A 14,945-nucleotide genomic window follows, 5' to 3' on the forward strand; every position below is an offset into this window, starting at 1 on the left:
ACTCTAAATCTCAAAATAAAGGTTGACAAAAGGTGAAGCATAATGCCAGAGAAACTAGTTATGAAAGTCGATAAACCACATTTTACCGTGAAGCTTCACGACGATCTGCTTGAAGTCGACCTGAAGAACGGCGCCAAGAAAGAACTTGAAGAAGCAGTTGAGGCCAGTCCTATTCTTAGAGAAAGCCTAGGCGTCCTATTCCAAACCATTGTGCCCTTAGACATACCTTTGAAAGATATAGACACGGTGAAAATTGACAAAAAAGGTCAGCTCAAAGTGCTCATTCCACTACGAAGAGACATTACCATTCCCTTAGACCCCAACGAATCCAAGAAACTTGCCGAGAAGCTAAACCAGCTAATACCTTCAGCCAAAGAGAGAGATGCAAAACGAAGAAAAGTAATCGAAGAAGCAGAAGACAGGCCGAAACGCAAAATGGAAGAGCCTGTTTGAAGTAACCCAGCCCTAGAGTTCTCACGTTTTCCGAGGAAAAATGGTTTGATCAAAGGTTTAGACCACATCGCCATAGCCGTAAACAAAATAGAGGACGCATTGCTGGTTTTCGAACGTACATTTGGCTTGAAGCTTGAAAAGACCAAAACCGTTGACCAGCAAAAAGTGAAAATCGCAATTCTCCGTGCTGGGCAGACCAAGATCGAGCTGCTGGAGCCAACGGACCCTGAAAGCACCGTTGCCAAATTCCTAGCTTCGCGAGGCGAAGGCATCCACCACATTGCCTTGGAAGTGTCTGACATGGAAAACCATCTAAAAGCACTAAAAGACAAAGGCATAGACCTCATCGACGACAAGCCTAGGCTAGGCGCTGAAGCACGAAAAATCGCTTTCATACATCCAAAAAGCACGAAAAACGTGTTAATAGAGCTAGTTGAACACTAGCTCTAAGATACTTCTGCAGCTACGGTGCCGCAATCTCCATTACCGTCAGCGTTCTGTCCAGTATCGCTGGGGAGCCGTTTTCCCTCAGAAACTGCACTTCAACGGTATGTTGCCCAGCACTTAGATTATCAGTTAGGAATTCAATGTGTCCCGGCATGTTGAAAATTCCACTTGCAGGCGCTAGCGACGAGCACTTGACTACACTGCTGTTACTGACATTGTCTACAACTAATCTCACCCAAATCGATCCAGGTGAAGTCAGATAGACCGTGCTTGAGAATTCCGCGAATATTCTTGAATTCGCTTGAACGTTGATCGTCAGCTTCATGGATGAATCAAACGTCGACATGTTGAACCACTGCATCAACGAAAAGCCACTCACGTCAGCCTGCGTAACATTTCTGACCCGAAGAATCTGTAGAACCGCATCCGTCCCATTTACACGTGGAACGCCTTGTGAACCAGTAGGTCCCTGTGAGCCTTGCACGCCCTGCGAACCTGTGTCACCTTGCGGACCTTGCGACCCTTCAGGTCCCTGAGGACCTTGCACTCCGTGCAGTCCTTGTTCTCCAATAGGACCTTGAGGACCTGTAATGTCTACTAGTGGTGCGATTAAAGCGGCGCCTAGGATACCGCCGAGAAGCCCGATTACCAATGCTAGGACAACCAATTTCCATGTTGTATTGCTTTCTAATGCCAATTTCAAAACCCTCCTGTTTCCTGAGATGGGAAATTGATAAAAGGATTATGAACCGCAAATCCGTATGGCCAGCCGACGCCAAAGTTGGGAGTCGCAGAGTATGACAAGAACTTTCCAGAGGACAGAAAGGATGAACCCGTCAAAAGTCAAGGAACACCTGCAAACCAAGACTTTGGGTCGACGCGGTCTGTATTTCCGGCAATTGACTTCCACCAATGAAATCGCCAAAGGATTGGCTCGCAGAGGCTTGAGAGAAGGCGCCATCATTGTGGCTGAAACTCAAACAAGTGGGAAAGGTAGACTTGGACGAGAATGGACATCTCCAGAAGGCGGACTTTGGCTTTCCGTAATGCTTCGACCAAATGTGCAGTCTAGACATGCAGCTAAATTGACTTTGCTGGCTTCTGTTGCAGTGGCAAAAACAATTAGCAAACTGTATGGGCTCAGGGCTGAGGTCAAATGGCCAAACGACGTTCTACTCGACCAAAAAAAAGTGTGCGGTATACTTACAGAAGGCGAGATTCAAGGCCATAATATTGACTTTGCCGTTTTGGGGGTTGGCATCAACGCAAACATTAGTCTTAAGGCTCTTCCGGAGCATCTCAGACATTCAGCGACAACACTAAAGTATCAGCTGAAAAAGGAAATATCGCGTGAGACTTTGTTGTGCGAACTGCTCAAGGAAACCGAGTTTTATTACGACTTGTTCGGGAAAGGAGAGTTTGAAGCCATACTGAGTGATTGGCGTCGTCTCGCCAGTTTCCTAGGCTCCATTGTGGAAATCACAGGAGGCGAAGAGACGGTTCGAGGCTTGGCAACAGACATAGACGAAAACGGAGCCTTGGTGATAAGACTTGAAGATCAAACCGTGCAGAGGGTGACATCAGGAGACATGAGGATTATCCGAAAGGAACACCCAGAATTCATTGATGAGTAACTAAGCTCTCTTCCTTTCCGCCTCGCGTTTGCTTTAGGCTTGTCTTTTGCTCTTTTTCTTAGCCAAACGGGTTCCACAGCGTTTCTACGTAACACATATGAGGCGGAGCGTTCAACACGTATGCTCTTTGCGAGGGCTAAATGGGATGCAGGCAATTGAGAAGGTTGTCGAGGACGCAGCTGTCGATCTTTTGAAGTTGGCTGTTGTGCAGTTACCAGACGATGTTAAAGAGGCCTTGAAACGGGCTTACAAAGAGGAGACCAGCGAGGCTGGGAAGGTTCAATTTGAAGCCATCCTGAAGGACATTGAACTTGCCGAGAAAGAAAACACTCCGTTATGTCAAGACACAGGAATAATCATATTCTACGTCAAAGCTGGAGCCAACGCGAATGGCTTGAATAAAATTGAAGCCGCTCTTCAAAACGCGACAAGGAGAGCCACGAAGGAGATACCGCTTCGACCTAACACGGTTGACCCGTTCACGCAGAAGAACACGGGCGACAACACAGGACGTTACATACCGTACATAAACTGGCAAGTCGTCGAAGGCGACAGCATCGAAATAACAGCGTTCCCAAAGGGCGGAGGCTCCGAAAACGTGTGCGCCATAGGCATGATAACCCCAGGCGAAGGCGTCAACGGTTTAAAGAAATTCGTCATCGACTCCATCATCAAAGCAGGCGCGATGCCCTGTCCACCAACAATTGTCGGCGTGGCAGCAGGAGGCGGAGCAGACATAGCCATGAAGCTAGCCAAAGCTTCCCTACTCAGACCTCTAAACGAGCCAAATTCCAATCCTGAACTGGCTAAGCTGGAAAATGAGCTTTACGAAGCCGCCAACTCAACTGGAATCGGACCTATGGGTTTAGGCGGTAAATTCACGGTTCTAGGCGTGAAAGTGGACTATGCCCATAGACACCCCGCTTCTTATCCTGTAGCAGTCGCTTTTCAATGCTGGGCGGCTCGGAGGGCAACAGCCCGAATCAAGCTTGATGGAAAAGTTGAGTATTTGACTCACAAAGTGAGGTGAAAAGGCAAAATGACCGTTTACAAATTCAAGACTCCGATATCTGAAGAAGATGCGCGCAAATTGAAGGTAAACGATGTTCTTTACGTCACGGGCACAATTGTAACCGCTCGGGATCAAGCTCACAAAAGAGCGCTTGAGTATAACAAACAAGGAAAGAAACTGCCCGTCAATCTTGAAGGATTAGCTGTGTTTCACTGCGGACCGATAGTGAAGAAGGAAGACGACAAATGGGTTGCTGTGGCTGCTGGCCCAACTACAAGCACGCGCATGGATCAGTTTGAAGACGAGTTTATCAAAGCCTTCAAAGTGCGTGTGGTCATTGGCAAAGGGGGCATGGGCAAGCGAACCACTGATGCTATGCAAAAGTATGGTGCAGTGTATGGGGCCTTCACAGGAGGCGCTGGAGTATTGGCCGCCAAGGCAATCAAAAGCGTCAAAACCGTAGAGTGGCTCCAAGACCTTGGCATGCCTGAAGCCTTCTGGGTGTTCGACGTCGAAGACTTTGGACCCCTATCCATAGCTATTGATTCGCATGGAAACAACCTGTTCGAAGATGTCAAGAAGAAGGCTGAAGAGCAGCGTATGAAGATTTATGAAAAACTCAGCGCATAAGTCAACATTCATCATAGGGTATGATGGAGAGGAAAGGTAATATGGGCTACGAGAAAATCATCACCGATGTGCTCGTTATAGGCGCAGGTGGCGCTGGAAGCAGAGCCGCCATAGAAGCCACAAACTACAACGTGAACGTAACGTTGCTAAGTAAGGAGCTCTTAGGCAAAGCGCACACTTGCATGGCTGAAGGGGGAGTCAACGCTCCATTGGCAAACGTTGATCCAGCTGACAACTGGCAAGTTCACTTCAAAGACACCATTGAGGGCGGCGCCTACATCAACAACCAGAAACTTGTGGAAACCCTCGTAAAAGAAGTCAGTGACAGCATATACGACTTGGAAGACTTCGGAGCGGTTTTCGACCGAACACCAGACGGCAAAATAATGCAGCGACCGTTCGGCAAACAAACATACAGGCGCACGTGTTACGCTGCAGATCGCACAGGCCATGAAATGATGCAGACACTTGTGGAAGAAGTCCGCCGCAGAGGCATCGATGTGCTCGATGAAGTTTTCGTCACCAACTTTCTGACAAGCGGCGGCAAGGTCGCAGGCACGTTTGCCATTGACTGCAAAAGTGGTGGCTTCATGGTTTTCAGGACTAAGTCGATTGTTCTCGCAAGTGGCGGCGCTGGTAGGTTATACAAGATTACCACAAACGCAGCTCAGGACACTGGTGACGGGATGGCCTCAGCATACGGTATAGGCTCCAAACTTGTCGACATGGAGATGGTTCAGTTTCATCCGACGGGTATGGTGTTTCCCGAGTCACATCAAGGCGTACTTGTAACCGAGGCTGTACGCGGCGAAGGGGGATTATTATTCAACATAAACAAGGAGCGCTTCATGCAGCGCTACGAACCTAAGAAAATGGAGTTAGCTGGAAGAGATGTCGTTGCAAGGTCAATTGCCACAGAGATTCTTGAGGGAAGAGGCACGCCGCGAGGCGGCGTCTACCTAGACGTGTCTCATCTTCCAGCAAACATCATCGAGGAACGCTTGCCGTCCATGCTCCGACAATTCATGGACATAGGAGTGGATATTCGCAAAGAGCCGATGCAGGTGGCGCCCACGGCTCATCATTTCATGGGCGGCGTGCAGATCGACGAGAATGCTGCGACCAACATCCCAGGACTGTACGCTGCTGGCGAGATAACTGGCGGAGTGCACGGAGGCAACCGACTGGGCGGCAACGCCTTAGCAGACACGCAGGTGTTTGGCAAGAGAGCTGGAGAGAACGCAGCCAAATTCGCTCAGAAAAATACTCTTCCCACTGTGGACACAAAGCAAGTTAACCGTGAAGTCAAGCATGCCAACGGATTTCTGAAAAGGAAAGAAGGCTTGCGACCCGTTGCGGTCAAGAACAAGTTGACCAGCATGATGTGGGACAAAGTGGGTATCTTCCGCACAGGTAAAGAGATCCAAGAAGCAATTGCTGAGGTTGAACGGATTAAGGCGAAGGATCTGCCCCAGCTCTATGCTATGGACGGCAACACACGCTACAACCGGGAATGGATCGAAGCCATGGAAATTGAAAACCTTGTCACCGTGGCTGAAATGGTGGCTAGAGCCGCACTTATGCGGGAAGAAAGCCGCGGAGCACACTATCGCCGAGACTTTCCAAAGACGGACAACCAAAACTGGTTTGGCAGCATTATGATTCAACAGAAAAACGGTGACATGCAGTTCCAAAAGACTCCTGTGGTTGTCACGACATTGAAGCCGGAGGGACTCTAAGATGACAACAGACGTGATTCGTGCAAAGGTGTTCAGGTACAATCCTGATGTTGACAAGGAACCACGTTATGAGACCTATGAAGTTCCCTATGTAGAAGGCATGGTCGTCTTAGACGTTCTGCGCACAGTCTATGAAAAGTATGATGGTTCATTTGCTTATAGATGGGCTTGCAGAGCTGGTCAATGCGGATCGTGCGCGGTTATCATTAACGGCAAGCCTAGAGTGGCATGTCGAGCAATTGTTGAGAAAGGCCAACCGTTGACTATTGCTCCTCTTCTGCAGTTTCCAGTAATAAAAGACTTGGTTGTTGACTTGGACAGAGGGCTACGCCGACTGATGCGAATGCGCCCCTACGTGGAACGAGTAAAGCCTTCAACTCGACCCGAAATTATGAAAAAGGAAGCCGTCGAGCCAATCAAAGAAGTGCGCGAGTGCATTGAGTGCTGGGCGTGTATATCTGCCTGTCCAGCAGTTGCTGAAGCATGGAAAGACTTTGCGGGTCCTATGTACGACGCCAAACTTGCGCGGCTAGAATTCGACGAGCGCGATGTTGAAGACCGTGTGAAGATTGCTTTTCTTGAGGGCCTCTACAAGTGCACCACGTGCAGAGCCTGTGTTGAAGTTTGCCCTAAGGAAATTGACATTCCTGGCAAAGCCATTGAGAAAATGCGTGCAGTCGCCGTTAAGACTGGAATTGGACCCTTGCCTGGACACAAAGAATACACCACCAGAGCGGTAAGCACGGGCAGATCCATTGACAAGTTAGGAACGTCATTACTTGAATTGATTAGAACAGGGCTAATCTCCAAAGTTAACAACCCGAAGGACAAGGTAGGTTACTTCCCCGGCTGCTTGACTGACTACAGACTGCAGGAAGTGGGCAAAGCCATCATACAGGTTCTAACTAGGAACAGTGTTGAGGTTGTGGTTCCGTCCGAGTTCACGTGCTGTGGTTCTCCGCTTCTCCGAGCTGGCATGGTTGACGAAGCCAGAGAGAATCTAGTGCCCAAAAATGTCAGCATACTCGAGGAACTTCGTGTTAAGACCATTGTGACTGGATGCCCAGGATGCGGCATGACAATAAAGCATAATTATCCGGAGCTGATTGGGCGAAAGCTAGGATTCGAGATCATGCATGTGTCAACGTACTTAACTGAACAAGTGAAACTCAATCCAAGCGACATGGCGCCCATCAACATGAAGACCACGTTGCACAATCCTTGTCACCTCAACCGCGGCCTTCATGCACCCAATTCGCTGGAAAAAGCGTTGACAAGCATTCCGGGCGTACGGTACATTGAGATGCAGGAGTCCGACCGATGCTGTGGAGCAGGTGGCGGTGTGCGTGCTAGCGATCGACCTTTGTCAATGATGATGGCACGTAGAAAAGCCGAATTCATCATCAACTCAGGCGCTGAAGCCTGCGTCACTCAGTGTCCTTTCTGCTACATCCAAATCCAAGACGCATTGAAGCAAGTGGGATACCAACAAATCAAAGTGTACGACCTCGCAGACTTGCTAGCTTTGGCATATAACGCCAAACACTAGAATAGACTGTCTTCAGGCTCTGGGCTGCATAATCTCTGGTGGCGGCGGCGGAACAACAGGTTGTGTTCTTCCGCTTTTTCTGGTGAGAATGAAGACCAGTAGCACAAGTATGCCTATTATCGTCAGGAAAGTGAGTAGAGGGGCAAGATTAGCCAGTGTTATGCTGAGGTTGAGCAGACTACTGGCTCTGTCCCAATCGCCTTGTTCGGCGCTTGATAGTGCTTGCTGGTAGAAGTAGTCGGCAAGGAATCTGTACGGTTGAAAAATTGGGTTCACTTCGCCAAGTGCCTTTCCTGCTTCTGCAATCAACTCTTGTATTGGTGATTCGTAAAGGTCGGTGAGTGAGAACCCCCAACGCTTTAGAGTTGACGCAACAGACGCATTTGCAGCTTGGCTCAAGTAGAGAGTCATTTCGCTTATGTTCTTGACTTTGACGCCACTGAAATTTGACGGCAACTGCCCAACTAGTTCAAAAAAGCGTTGGTAATACTCGAATCCATCCTGTTTAACTACTTGGGGCAATCGGCTAACCACGTAATATGATGCCACATACAACGAGCTCACATCTGTCGAAGGTTGAGAGCTTGGAGACCATCTCTGCAAACTTATCGAGTCGAAGTTCTCGCCTCCTAGAAGTTGAATGAGGCGCGAGACACCGTTTTCCAGATTCTCTTTCTCTGTTTCAGCGCCTTCGTAGCCCAGATTCGCGACAAGGTTGACGCTTATGTATTGAGCCATGCCTTCGTGGAACCACAGGAAGTCGCTGGGCGGTATTCCTGCCGTGCCTAAGAAGCGATGAACTAGCTCGTGTGTTGCTATAGCTTCGATCGTGCCATTGACTGTGCGGATGAAAACGATGTTCAGGTTAATCTCGCCTAATCCTCCAGTGAAAACTGGAACATAGCCTCCGACAGACAATAGGCTTTCGAAATCTGGGAGGAACCATTGGACTATAATGTCCTCTAATGTGACGTTGAACAGGCGAGCAGTTTGGTTGTAAATTCGGTCATAGAGTCTGAGAATGTTGCGCGCATAGGTTTCATATCGTGACACTGTTTTGAACGTGAAGGTTTTGTTATCACCGTTCCTAAGTGTGATTTCCTGGGGTGTGGCGTTCACGCTGAATTCTATCTGAATGCGAACGACGTTCTCTTGAAGTCTAAAAAGGGCTCGGTTTTGCACAACTTTTTGAACGGGATAACTAGTGCTTGAGCCAACAACGACGGCGAGTTTTTCGTTGATCTGGAAATTGTGGTCGAAGGTCACCTCTGCATTTCCGTTACTGCTGGCCTGGAACCCGATTTGAGGCGAGTAGAACATGCCGTCAGGCTCCATCACCAACGCGCCGTTGTTAAAATCGAATTTCAAGGTCATGTTAAAGACTCCTGTCGATTGGTAACGAAACCTGAATGCTTGGTAGAAATAGAGAGCTTGCCCAATCACTTGATCGGTCTCAACCAATTCAGACTGTGTAATTTGACCGCTTGTCTCTGTGTGATTCCAGCTGGAGTATTTTGGCACGAAAACCCAAGATTCACCAGATGTGTCAGTGCTGTTGAAGTTGATTTCAACATTTGTGAAACCATCTCGGTCAACCGTGAACATAAAGTAATAGTTCGAATCGGGCGAGGCATTCTCGCTAACAAAAAGTAAGTCAGATGCGATGGGAATAATGAGGACAAGAAGTAGCGAAAACGAGAAAAACCGAGAATCAGCAATCTTGAGTTTCAAGTTTTAGGTGCCTCGTTGGAAATAGTCGTCAGCAAGCCATCTTATATTGGTTTCTTGAATCTAAGAACGAGACGCTCCCGTCAACGATGTCAGAACTTCCCTCAGGACATTTGCAGACGCATCGGTTCGAACAGCTTTGCTGTTGAAATGCGTTGGCACAGCCTGAAAGCCTCCAGCAGTCAATCCATTGATGACTTTTGATAGCGAAGGCACGGGAAGGTTGAACTTGTCGCAAAGCTTGTCAATTGCGTAGTAGGTTATCGGTGCAGAGACTTCTCGGATCATCAAGGACAGCATGTTGAGAATCTTGGGCTCGTTGCGGAGATTTCTTCCCTTGACCTCGTCTCGTGTTCTGACGCAAAACTTTTCATCCCAAAGTGAACCAAGCCACAGGGGTCCTGCTGCGCGGAGTTTTGAACCACATTCGGAGCAGACTTGTTTTAGGAGCGGGATCAAACCTTCCTGACTTTCTCTGTGGAAACAGGAAAAACAGTGCAGAATGTAGCCCATACCCTGAATGCTCTTGTCAGCTTGCTTCGCGCCATAATCAATTGTTGCATAGGCTCTGACATAATTGTAATGACTGTAACTGAGTACAGGAGTAACTCCAATATCGTGCTTAGCCGCCGTGCTCGCAAAGCAACCAAGTAAGAGCCGAACAGCCACTTCATGGCAATACTCAGTTCTCAGAGGTCTTCCACCGTACTTTCTGACGCACGCTTTCGGGTGAACCCCACATAAAGGCGCCATGTCTGTTGCTGTGAGCGCAACCAAACCGCCATTACCCAACGCTCTGACAGCCGAATCAATGTAGGGAGCAGGCGTACCAAAGGGATCAACATCCACGTAATTGAACCGTTTGCGAGGCGCAGCGTAGCGGCTCAACATGAGGTTGGCATCCTCATTGGTGATAGACACCCGGTCGGCTAGATTGTTGAGTTTCACGTTGAACTGAGCGAGTTCAGCGGCTTCAGCACTAATGTCATTGATAACCACTTTGTCAACGCCATTGACTTCTCTTGCGAGTCGAATGCCTCTGACACCGCAACCTGTCAATGGCTCGCACGCTATGATTTCGTGTTTGACTGTTTTCTGATAGGCCTGAACTGCTAGAACGGCTATGTCTCGGTTCAATTCCATGGCAGGGTTATAGAAAACAGGCGCCTTTGATGGCGCGTATTCCCAAGCCTCTTTCACAAAAGCCCCGCGTTTGGGCGCGAGGAATTCGACATTACCTTCCTTTACGTTTTCGGTTGGAAAACCGGCACTCATGGCACGTTACCTTGCTTTCTTATGGACTAGGTCTATTAAAGCAGTTGTTGAAAGAATTAGTTAGGGGAAATTGACGTGAAGCGGCTTCTCTTAGTGACTGGACGACCGGGAATCGGAAAGACAACAGTCCTGTTGAACACAGCAGCCATGCTCAAGGAAAGAGGCTGCAGCGTGGGCGGCATGATAAGCAGAGAGGTTAGGCAGAAAGGGAATCGCGTCGGTTTCGAGATAATCGACTTTGAAACTGGTTGCAGAGGTTGGCTGGCGCATGTAAATCAACCGACGGGTCCGCAGGTAGGCAAGTATAGGGTCAACTTGCGCGACCTTGACTCCATCGGGGTCAAAGCCATTCAAACTGCCTTAAGAGGATCTTCGATCGTCATCGTGGATGAAATCGGACCTATGGAGTTGTTTTCTCAAGCCTTTATACAAGTCATCAAAGATACGGTTGATAGCAGCAAACTAGTATTGGGAGTAATACACAACAGCGCACGACACCCTCTGATCGAAACAATCAAACGAAGAGATGACACCCACATCGAAACAGTCACGGTTGAAAACAGGAGCAGTCTTCACAACATTCTTATCCAAAACGCACTCCAATACTTGCAGTGAAAAAGCCAATAGGCTGCGAGATTCATGCTTACAGCAGGAGTGGACGACGCGGGACGCGGCCCAATCATTGGACCACTTCTCATCGCCGGCGTCTTACTTGATGAGAAGGACCTACACCGCTTGAAATCCCTAGGCGTCAAAGACTCCAAGCTATTATCCCCTCGAAGACGCGAGCAACTGGCGCTGGAAATCAAGAAACTAGTCATCAAATACCATGTTGAGAGGCTGTCACCTGCAGAAATCGATAAAGTGGTCGAAACAGGCAGAAAACTCCACAGACTGAATCGGTTGGAGGCACACACCATGGCTAAGGTCATCGATGCCTTAAAGCCTGAAATCGTCTACGTTGACGCTTCAGACGTGTTAGCTGACAGGTTCAAAGCACACATACTAGAGAAGTTGTCTTTTCAAGTCAAGATAGTTTCAGAGCACAAAGCAGACGCCAAATACCCAGTGGTGTCCGCGGCTTCGATAATTGCAAAGGTTGAACGCGACGAGGAAATTCAGAAACTCGCAGAGAAATTCGGAGACATGGGCTCAGGCTACGTGACAGACCCCAAAACTATTGAGTTTCTGGAAAAATGGCTTCTCAAATATGACTCGTACCCAGAGTTTGTACGAAAGTCTTGGAAGCCAGCCAAGAAACTCCAAAGCAATCTTAGATCTAAGCAGATGAAGTTGAGGTAAGACTGCTTCGTGATCTCCTAGATGCGAGACTCTCATTGGAAATGAAAGAAGAACCTTTTTTGCTTGCTGACTTGGATTTTCAAAGTCTTGAGACCAAGTCTTCAGCCAAATGCATTCGTCCAAGCTCTTGGGAATCGATAAGTGGAATGTCAGTTTCGGGCACTAGCTTTCCGTCTGTTATGAAGAGTGGTTGAGCGTCTAGAACATCGCTTACACTGAGAATCTCCTCTGCCCTATCGTTGATCGTCCTCTCTCCCCTGCGAGTGACTCCGCCGATAATCGTGACTTCATCGTTTGGTGGTTGGGCAATAAAGTCAAAGGGTGCGCGTGTAGTTGCTGCCACTTTGAAATCCCAAAGGATTAGTCGTTTCAGGACGGTTTTGAGGAATCGGTTTCTAATTATCAGCCTTTTGGCTGTAGCAAAGAAACCAGCCTCAGGCGGCACTGGCTTAAAGATGTCGATGGGCTTCACCACGGGTATGCCAAGTAACCATTCCAGATTGTATGCGGCTGAAACAGAGGCTTTAACCATATCACGCTCATAACCGTACAACGTTCGCCTTGAGATCCGCAACTGTTCGGCGAGTTTGCCCACAGAAAGCCCAAGCTTCGTTCTTCGTTTCCTGATTGTTTCGCCATCCACTCTAACGTAATAGCCACCTGGCCCGGCTTCAACGAGTGGCATCATGCTACGCGTGACAACATCCTCCAAGGTCTTCAACGTCAAGGCGTAGATGTCATATCTAGTATAGACTGTGTCGTCTTCAAGCAATCGCTCTCGAGCCGCGTCGCCCACAAACAACGGTGTCGCTGAAAAAAGCGAAGATATCGCTTGCAGCTGCAGCGCGTCCTTCAACGAGATCTTACTCAGGTCGGTGGGCACTTTGACAAAGGCGAGGTTTTCGTCTTTCCTTGCAACCATGCAGAAGCAGCTCGGTCTGGAATCGCATCTTTTGGAGATCTTGAAGCCAGCGCTTGTCAACACCTGTTCTGTGGCGTTCAACATCTCCGCTCGGTTCATCGACTCTCCTCTCGACCACCAGACCATAATCCGGGGGGTCATATAAACGTTCAGCGAAACCCTTAAATTGACAATTTGACCAGCAAACGGCATCAATTTTGAAAAAAATAAAACGACATCTCAGCGCATTCTCTGAGCTACTATCATCGCGTGAGCCTTATCAAATGGCTCCAAATGGACAATTTGCGCAATTCTGAAACGGCGGGATCTCAAAGTGTTGATCTCTTGCTCATAGACTTCAGACGGCTCCTTTGTAACATCTATGCTTTGAGCCTTTATCGCCAGCATTATCCAGCCTTCGGGTTTCAGAAATTTATCCGCATTGTCTGCCAATATTCTGGCTTGCTCAGGTTGAGCGACGTCGCAGTAGATGTCTTCAACCTTCTCGACTAGCATGGCGTATTGTTCAGGTAATCGAGCATCAGCCAAGATCGGGGACATGTTCATGCGATAGGCGCAGACATTTTCAACAAGATCTCTGATGCTACGGGCAGCGAATTCCACGCAGTAGACATGACCTTTCTCGCCTACAATATCAGAAACATGGCTCGCGGTTGTTCCCGAAGCAGCGCCTAGGTACAAGACCTTATGGCCCATTTGGATTGGCAGTGTTTCCAAACCGTTCATGATAGCTGCGGCACATTTGCTCCGATATTGATCCCAGACTCTGTATTCGACATTTCTATGTTTGACCAAGCGCTCGCCATAGACGGCGCGTCCAAGCGCGAGATTCTGCGTGGCTAGCCTTCTGGACCTGTCTTCAAAGGTCATCCAATAAATGCGGCTGAAACATGGGTGCGGCTCAACGTCTACGACCACGCTTCATTCTCCTATATTGCTGCTCCCTGAACTGTTTCATCTTTGGGGGCGACTGTTGAGGCTTCTCTGGCGGCGGTTCTCCATATTTTTCCTGAATTTCCTTGATTCTCCTATCCAAGCCCGCCTTCAAGCCGTCTCCAAGGTATTTGTCGCTGTAGGCGTCTGTGCGAGCTGCTATGGCAAGCTTGCCCGCAATGGCTCTTGCTATCTTGCCTCTTTGCCAACGCTTTGCCTCATGAATCAATGTGTGTTGAAACAGTATTCCGTGCTTGGGTGGACGCGTGCCAGTTTTCAGGGAACGAAACAGAGCTTTCTCGGCGCCTAGAACCTGAATTGTGCTGGCAGGCATCTTTGCAAGGTTTCCAAGTCCACTTGTGAGAGCTATCAACCTTGCACCCAACAATGACCCCACTAAGGCTTTAACGTTCGGCGCCACCTCTTCCATCAAAGAGTCCATATAGCTTTCAAATGATTGCCTAACGTCATAAAGCTGCAACGTGTCTCGGCTCAGAGCCTGAATCTGAGTTAAATCTGAGTCTTCCAGTCCACCCCCCATGGATCTGGCGGCTACCTCAGCAATCTGGTCGGCTCTAGTTCGGGGCAAGCCTTCCTTTTCCAAGTGATCAGCGGTGAAGTTTTCTCTTCGCCCCAAGTTAACGATTAGACGCGCGTATGTTTCATGTTTTTCAACTATGCGGTCCAATTCAGGAAAGTGCAGACCATACCATTCTCTTATTCGCCCCATGAAAACATTGACCGCTTTGTCAAGATCATCTATCGCTTGAATTGCTTGCACAACCAGCATGTCACGTTTTTCAGCGGCTTTCCTAACCTTAAGCTTGGTCATCTCCATCGAGACACGATGCATCCAATCGCGTAGCTGATCAGATTCTTTGATAAAACCTGTTTGAACCGCAAACTGCTCGAGATTTGCGCGAAGTGTTTCGCCTGCCTGAGATGGTTGGGCAACCTCAACAGCGATCTTCAACCGTTCGTGAGCGTTGCGGGCTGTTTCAGCATTCTCGAATACAAAAAAGGTGTAACCTTTCGATCGGAGTTGTTCAATCAAGGTTGCTTGCTCGTCAACGATCCTACCTGTCGCTATTTTGAGCAGCGTTTCAGCGACTCTTTGGGGTTCTTTGGGAAACAAGACATAATCAATCAACATGTTGTTCTCGTCAAAGCCCAAGGCACCCATGACCGATTCAACGATTGTAATTTTCATGCTGACTCCTCGTATCTGCTAACCTTATTCAACCAAACAAAATAAATCTATTCTAAACCAGTTTCTCGCGCGGAAGACGTCAGGCCCCCTTGCACACAGAAAGATTGGCGT

At 48.5% G+C, this 14,945-nt stretch carries 15 protein-coding genes; 9 read left to right on the top strand and 6 right to left on the bottom strand.

Going from position 1 to position 14,945, the window contains the following annotated elements; translation table 11 throughout:
• Positions 1 to 42 precede the first annotated feature (42 nt).
• Together VJ249_06070 and mce are read left to right on the top strand one after the other, a co-directional pair.
• Positions 43 to 453 carry a hypothetical protein gene (locus VJ249_06070; protein ID HKZ94126.1) on the top strand — a complete coding sequence of 137 codons (411 nt, stop codon included), beginning with the start codon at positions 43 to 45 and terminating at the stop codon, positions 451 to 453.
• Positions 454 to 498: 45 nt separating this feature from the next.
• On the top strand, positions 499 to 897 hold the full coding sequence (gene mce / locus VJ249_06075) for a methylmalonyl-CoA epimerase (protein ID HKZ94127.1): 399 nt from the start codon (positions 499 to 501) through the stop codon (positions 895 to 897).
• Between the two features lie 19 nt (positions 898 to 916).
• On the opposite strand, the gene VJ249_06080 is transcribed toward mce, so the two are convergent.
• Complete coding sequence (locus tag VJ249_06080) at positions 917 to 1,597, bottom strand: hypothetical protein (GenBank protein HKZ94128.1); 681 nt, start codon at positions 1,595 to 1,597, stop codon at positions 917 to 919.
• Positions 1,598 to 1,697: 100 nt separating this feature from the next.
• Between VJ249_06080 and VJ249_06085 the strand changes: the two genes are divergently transcribed.
• The 5 genes from VJ249_06085 (at position 1,698) to tfrB (ending at position 7,464) form a co-directional block, all read left to right on the top strand.
• The gene (locus tag VJ249_06085) at positions 1,698 to 2,534 is read left to right on the top strand and encodes a biotin--[acetyl-CoA-carboxylase] ligase (GenBank protein ID HKZ94129.1); all 837 of its coding nucleotides are present in this window, start codon (positions 1,698 to 1,700) and stop codon (positions 2,532 to 2,534) included.
• A gap of 145 nt (positions 2,535 to 2,679) precedes the next feature.
• Positions 2,680 to 3,564, top strand: a complete 885-nt coding sequence (locus VJ249_06090; protein ID HKZ94130.1) for a fumarate hydratase — start codon at positions 2,680 to 2,682, stop codon at positions 3,562 to 3,564.
• 9 nt (positions 3,565 to 3,573) lie between these two features.
• Positions 3,574 to 4,176 (top strand): FumA C-terminus/TtdB family hydratase beta subunit, encoded by a 603-nt coding sequence (locus VJ249_06095; protein ID HKZ94131.1) that lies wholly within the window; start codon positions 3,574 to 3,576, stop codon positions 4,174 to 4,176.
• Positions 4,177 to 4,217: 41 nt separating this feature from the next.
• Positions 4,218 to 5,915 carry a fumarate reductase (CoM/CoB) subunit TfrA gene (gene tfrA / locus VJ249_06100; GenBank protein ID HKZ94132.1) on the top strand — a complete coding sequence of 566 codons (1,698 nt, stop codon included), beginning with the start codon at positions 4,218 to 4,220 and terminating at the stop codon, positions 5,913 to 5,915.
• A gap of 1 nt (position 5,916) precedes the next feature.
• The gene (gene tfrB / locus VJ249_06105) at positions 5,917 to 7,464 is read left to right on the top strand and encodes a fumarate reductase (CoM/CoB) subunit TfrB (GenBank protein ID HKZ94133.1); all 1,548 of its coding nucleotides are present in this window, start codon (positions 5,917 to 5,919) and stop codon (positions 7,462 to 7,464) included.
• A gap of 12 nt (positions 7,465 to 7,476) precedes the next feature.
• Here the strand turns inward: tfrB and VJ249_06110 are convergent, their stop codons facing one another.
• Together VJ249_06110 and VJ249_06115 are read right to left on the bottom strand one after the other, a co-directional pair.
• On the bottom strand, positions 7,477 to 9,195 hold the full coding sequence (locus tag VJ249_06110) for a hypothetical protein (protein HKZ94134.1): 1,719 nt from the start codon (positions 9,193 to 9,195) through the stop codon (positions 7,477 to 7,479).
• Between the two features lie 60 nt (positions 9,196 to 9,255).
• A complete protein-coding gene (locus tag VJ249_06115) occupies positions 9,256 to 10,467 on the bottom strand; it encodes a tRNA (guanine(10)-N(2))-dimethyltransferase (GenBank protein ID HKZ94135.1) in 1,212 nt (403 codons plus the stop codon).
• Positions 10,468 to 10,542: 75 nt separating this feature from the next.
• Between VJ249_06115 and VJ249_06120 the strand changes: the two genes are divergently transcribed.
• Both VJ249_06120 and rnhB read left to right on the top strand, forming a co-directional pair.
• Complete coding sequence (locus VJ249_06120) at positions 10,543 to 11,082, top strand: NTPase (protein HKZ94136.1); 540 nt, start codon at positions 10,543 to 10,545, stop codon at positions 11,080 to 11,082.
• 24 nt (positions 11,083 to 11,106) lie between these two features.
• Positions 11,107 to 11,769, top strand: coding sequence for a ribonuclease HII (gene rnhB, locus VJ249_06125; GenBank protein HKZ94137.1), 663 nt, complete (start codon positions 11,107 to 11,109; stop codon positions 11,767 to 11,769).
• A 79-nt stretch (positions 11,770 to 11,848) separates the two neighbouring features.
• Here rnhB and VJ249_06130 read toward each other — a convergent pair whose 3' ends face one another.
• The 3 genes from VJ249_06130 to VJ249_06140 form a co-directional block, all read right to left on the bottom strand.
• Positions 11,849 to 12,790 carry a helix-turn-helix domain-containing protein gene (locus VJ249_06130; GenBank protein HKZ94138.1) on the bottom strand — a complete coding sequence of 314 codons (942 nt, stop codon included), beginning with the start codon at positions 12,788 to 12,790 and terminating at the stop codon, positions 11,849 to 11,851.
• A gap of 120 nt (positions 12,791 to 12,910) precedes the next feature.
• Positions 12,911 to 13,561, bottom strand: coding sequence for a fibrillarin-like rRNA/tRNA 2'-O-methyltransferase (locus VJ249_06135; GenBank protein HKZ94139.1), 651 nt, complete (start codon positions 13,559 to 13,561; stop codon positions 12,911 to 12,913).
• 31 nt (positions 13,562 to 13,592) lie between these two features.
• Positions 13,593 to 14,834: a C/D box methylation guide ribonucleoprotein complex aNOP56 subunit gene (locus VJ249_06140; protein ID HKZ94140.1), complete on the bottom strand. Its 1,242-nt coding sequence runs from the start codon at positions 14,832 to 14,834 to the stop codon at positions 13,593 to 13,595.
• Positions 14,835 to 14,945: the final 111 nt, after the last annotated feature.

It is taken from the genome of Candidatus Bathyarchaeia archaeon (assembly GCA_035283685.1).
In the GTDB taxonomy this organism is placed as follows: Archaea; Thermoproteota; Bathyarchaeia; order Bathyarchaeales; family Bathyarchaeaceae; genus DATETJ01.

Bases quoted from the DNA above. Each gene is read 5' to 3' on its own strand.
- VJ249_06070 (HKZ94126.1), top strand. From the start codon at position 43: ATGCCAGAGAAACTAGTTATGAAAGTCGATAAACCACATTTTACCGTG.
- VJ249_06115 (HKZ94135.1), bottom strand. From the start codon at position 10,467: ATGAGTGCCGGTTTTCCAACCGAAAACGTAAAGGAAGGTAATGTCGAA.
- tfrA (HKZ94132.1), top strand. From the start codon at position 4,218: ATGGGCTACGAGAAAATCATCACCGATGTGCTCGTTATAGGCGCAGGT.
- VJ249_06130 (HKZ94138.1), bottom strand. From the start codon at position 12,790: ATGAACCGAGCGGAGATGTTGAACGCCACAGAACAGGTGTTGACAAGC.
- VJ249_06085 (HKZ94129.1), top strand. From the start codon at position 1,698: ATGACAAGAACTTTCCAGAGGACAGAAAGGATGAACCCGTCAAAAGTC.
- VJ249_06135 (HKZ94139.1), bottom strand. From the start codon at position 13,561: ATGACCTTTGAAGACAGGTCCAGAAGGCTAGCCACGCAGAATCTCGCG.
- VJ249_06090 (HKZ94130.1), top strand. From the start codon at position 2,680: ATGCAGGCAATTGAGAAGGTTGTCGAGGACGCAGCTGTCGATCTTTTG.
- VJ249_06140 (HKZ94140.1), bottom strand. From the start codon at position 14,834: ATGAAAATTACAATCGTTGAATCGGTCATGGGTGCCTTGGGCTTTGAC.
- VJ249_06095 (HKZ94131.1), top strand. From the start codon at position 3,574: ATGACCGTTTACAAATTCAAGACTCCGATATCTGAAGAAGATGCGCGC.
- tfrB (HKZ94133.1), top strand. From the start codon at position 5,917: ATGACAACAGACGTGATTCGTGCAAAGGTGTTCAGGTACAATCCTGAT.
- rnhB (HKZ94137.1), top strand. From the start codon at position 11,107: ATGCTTACAGCAGGAGTGGACGACGCGGGACGCGGCCCAATCATTGGA.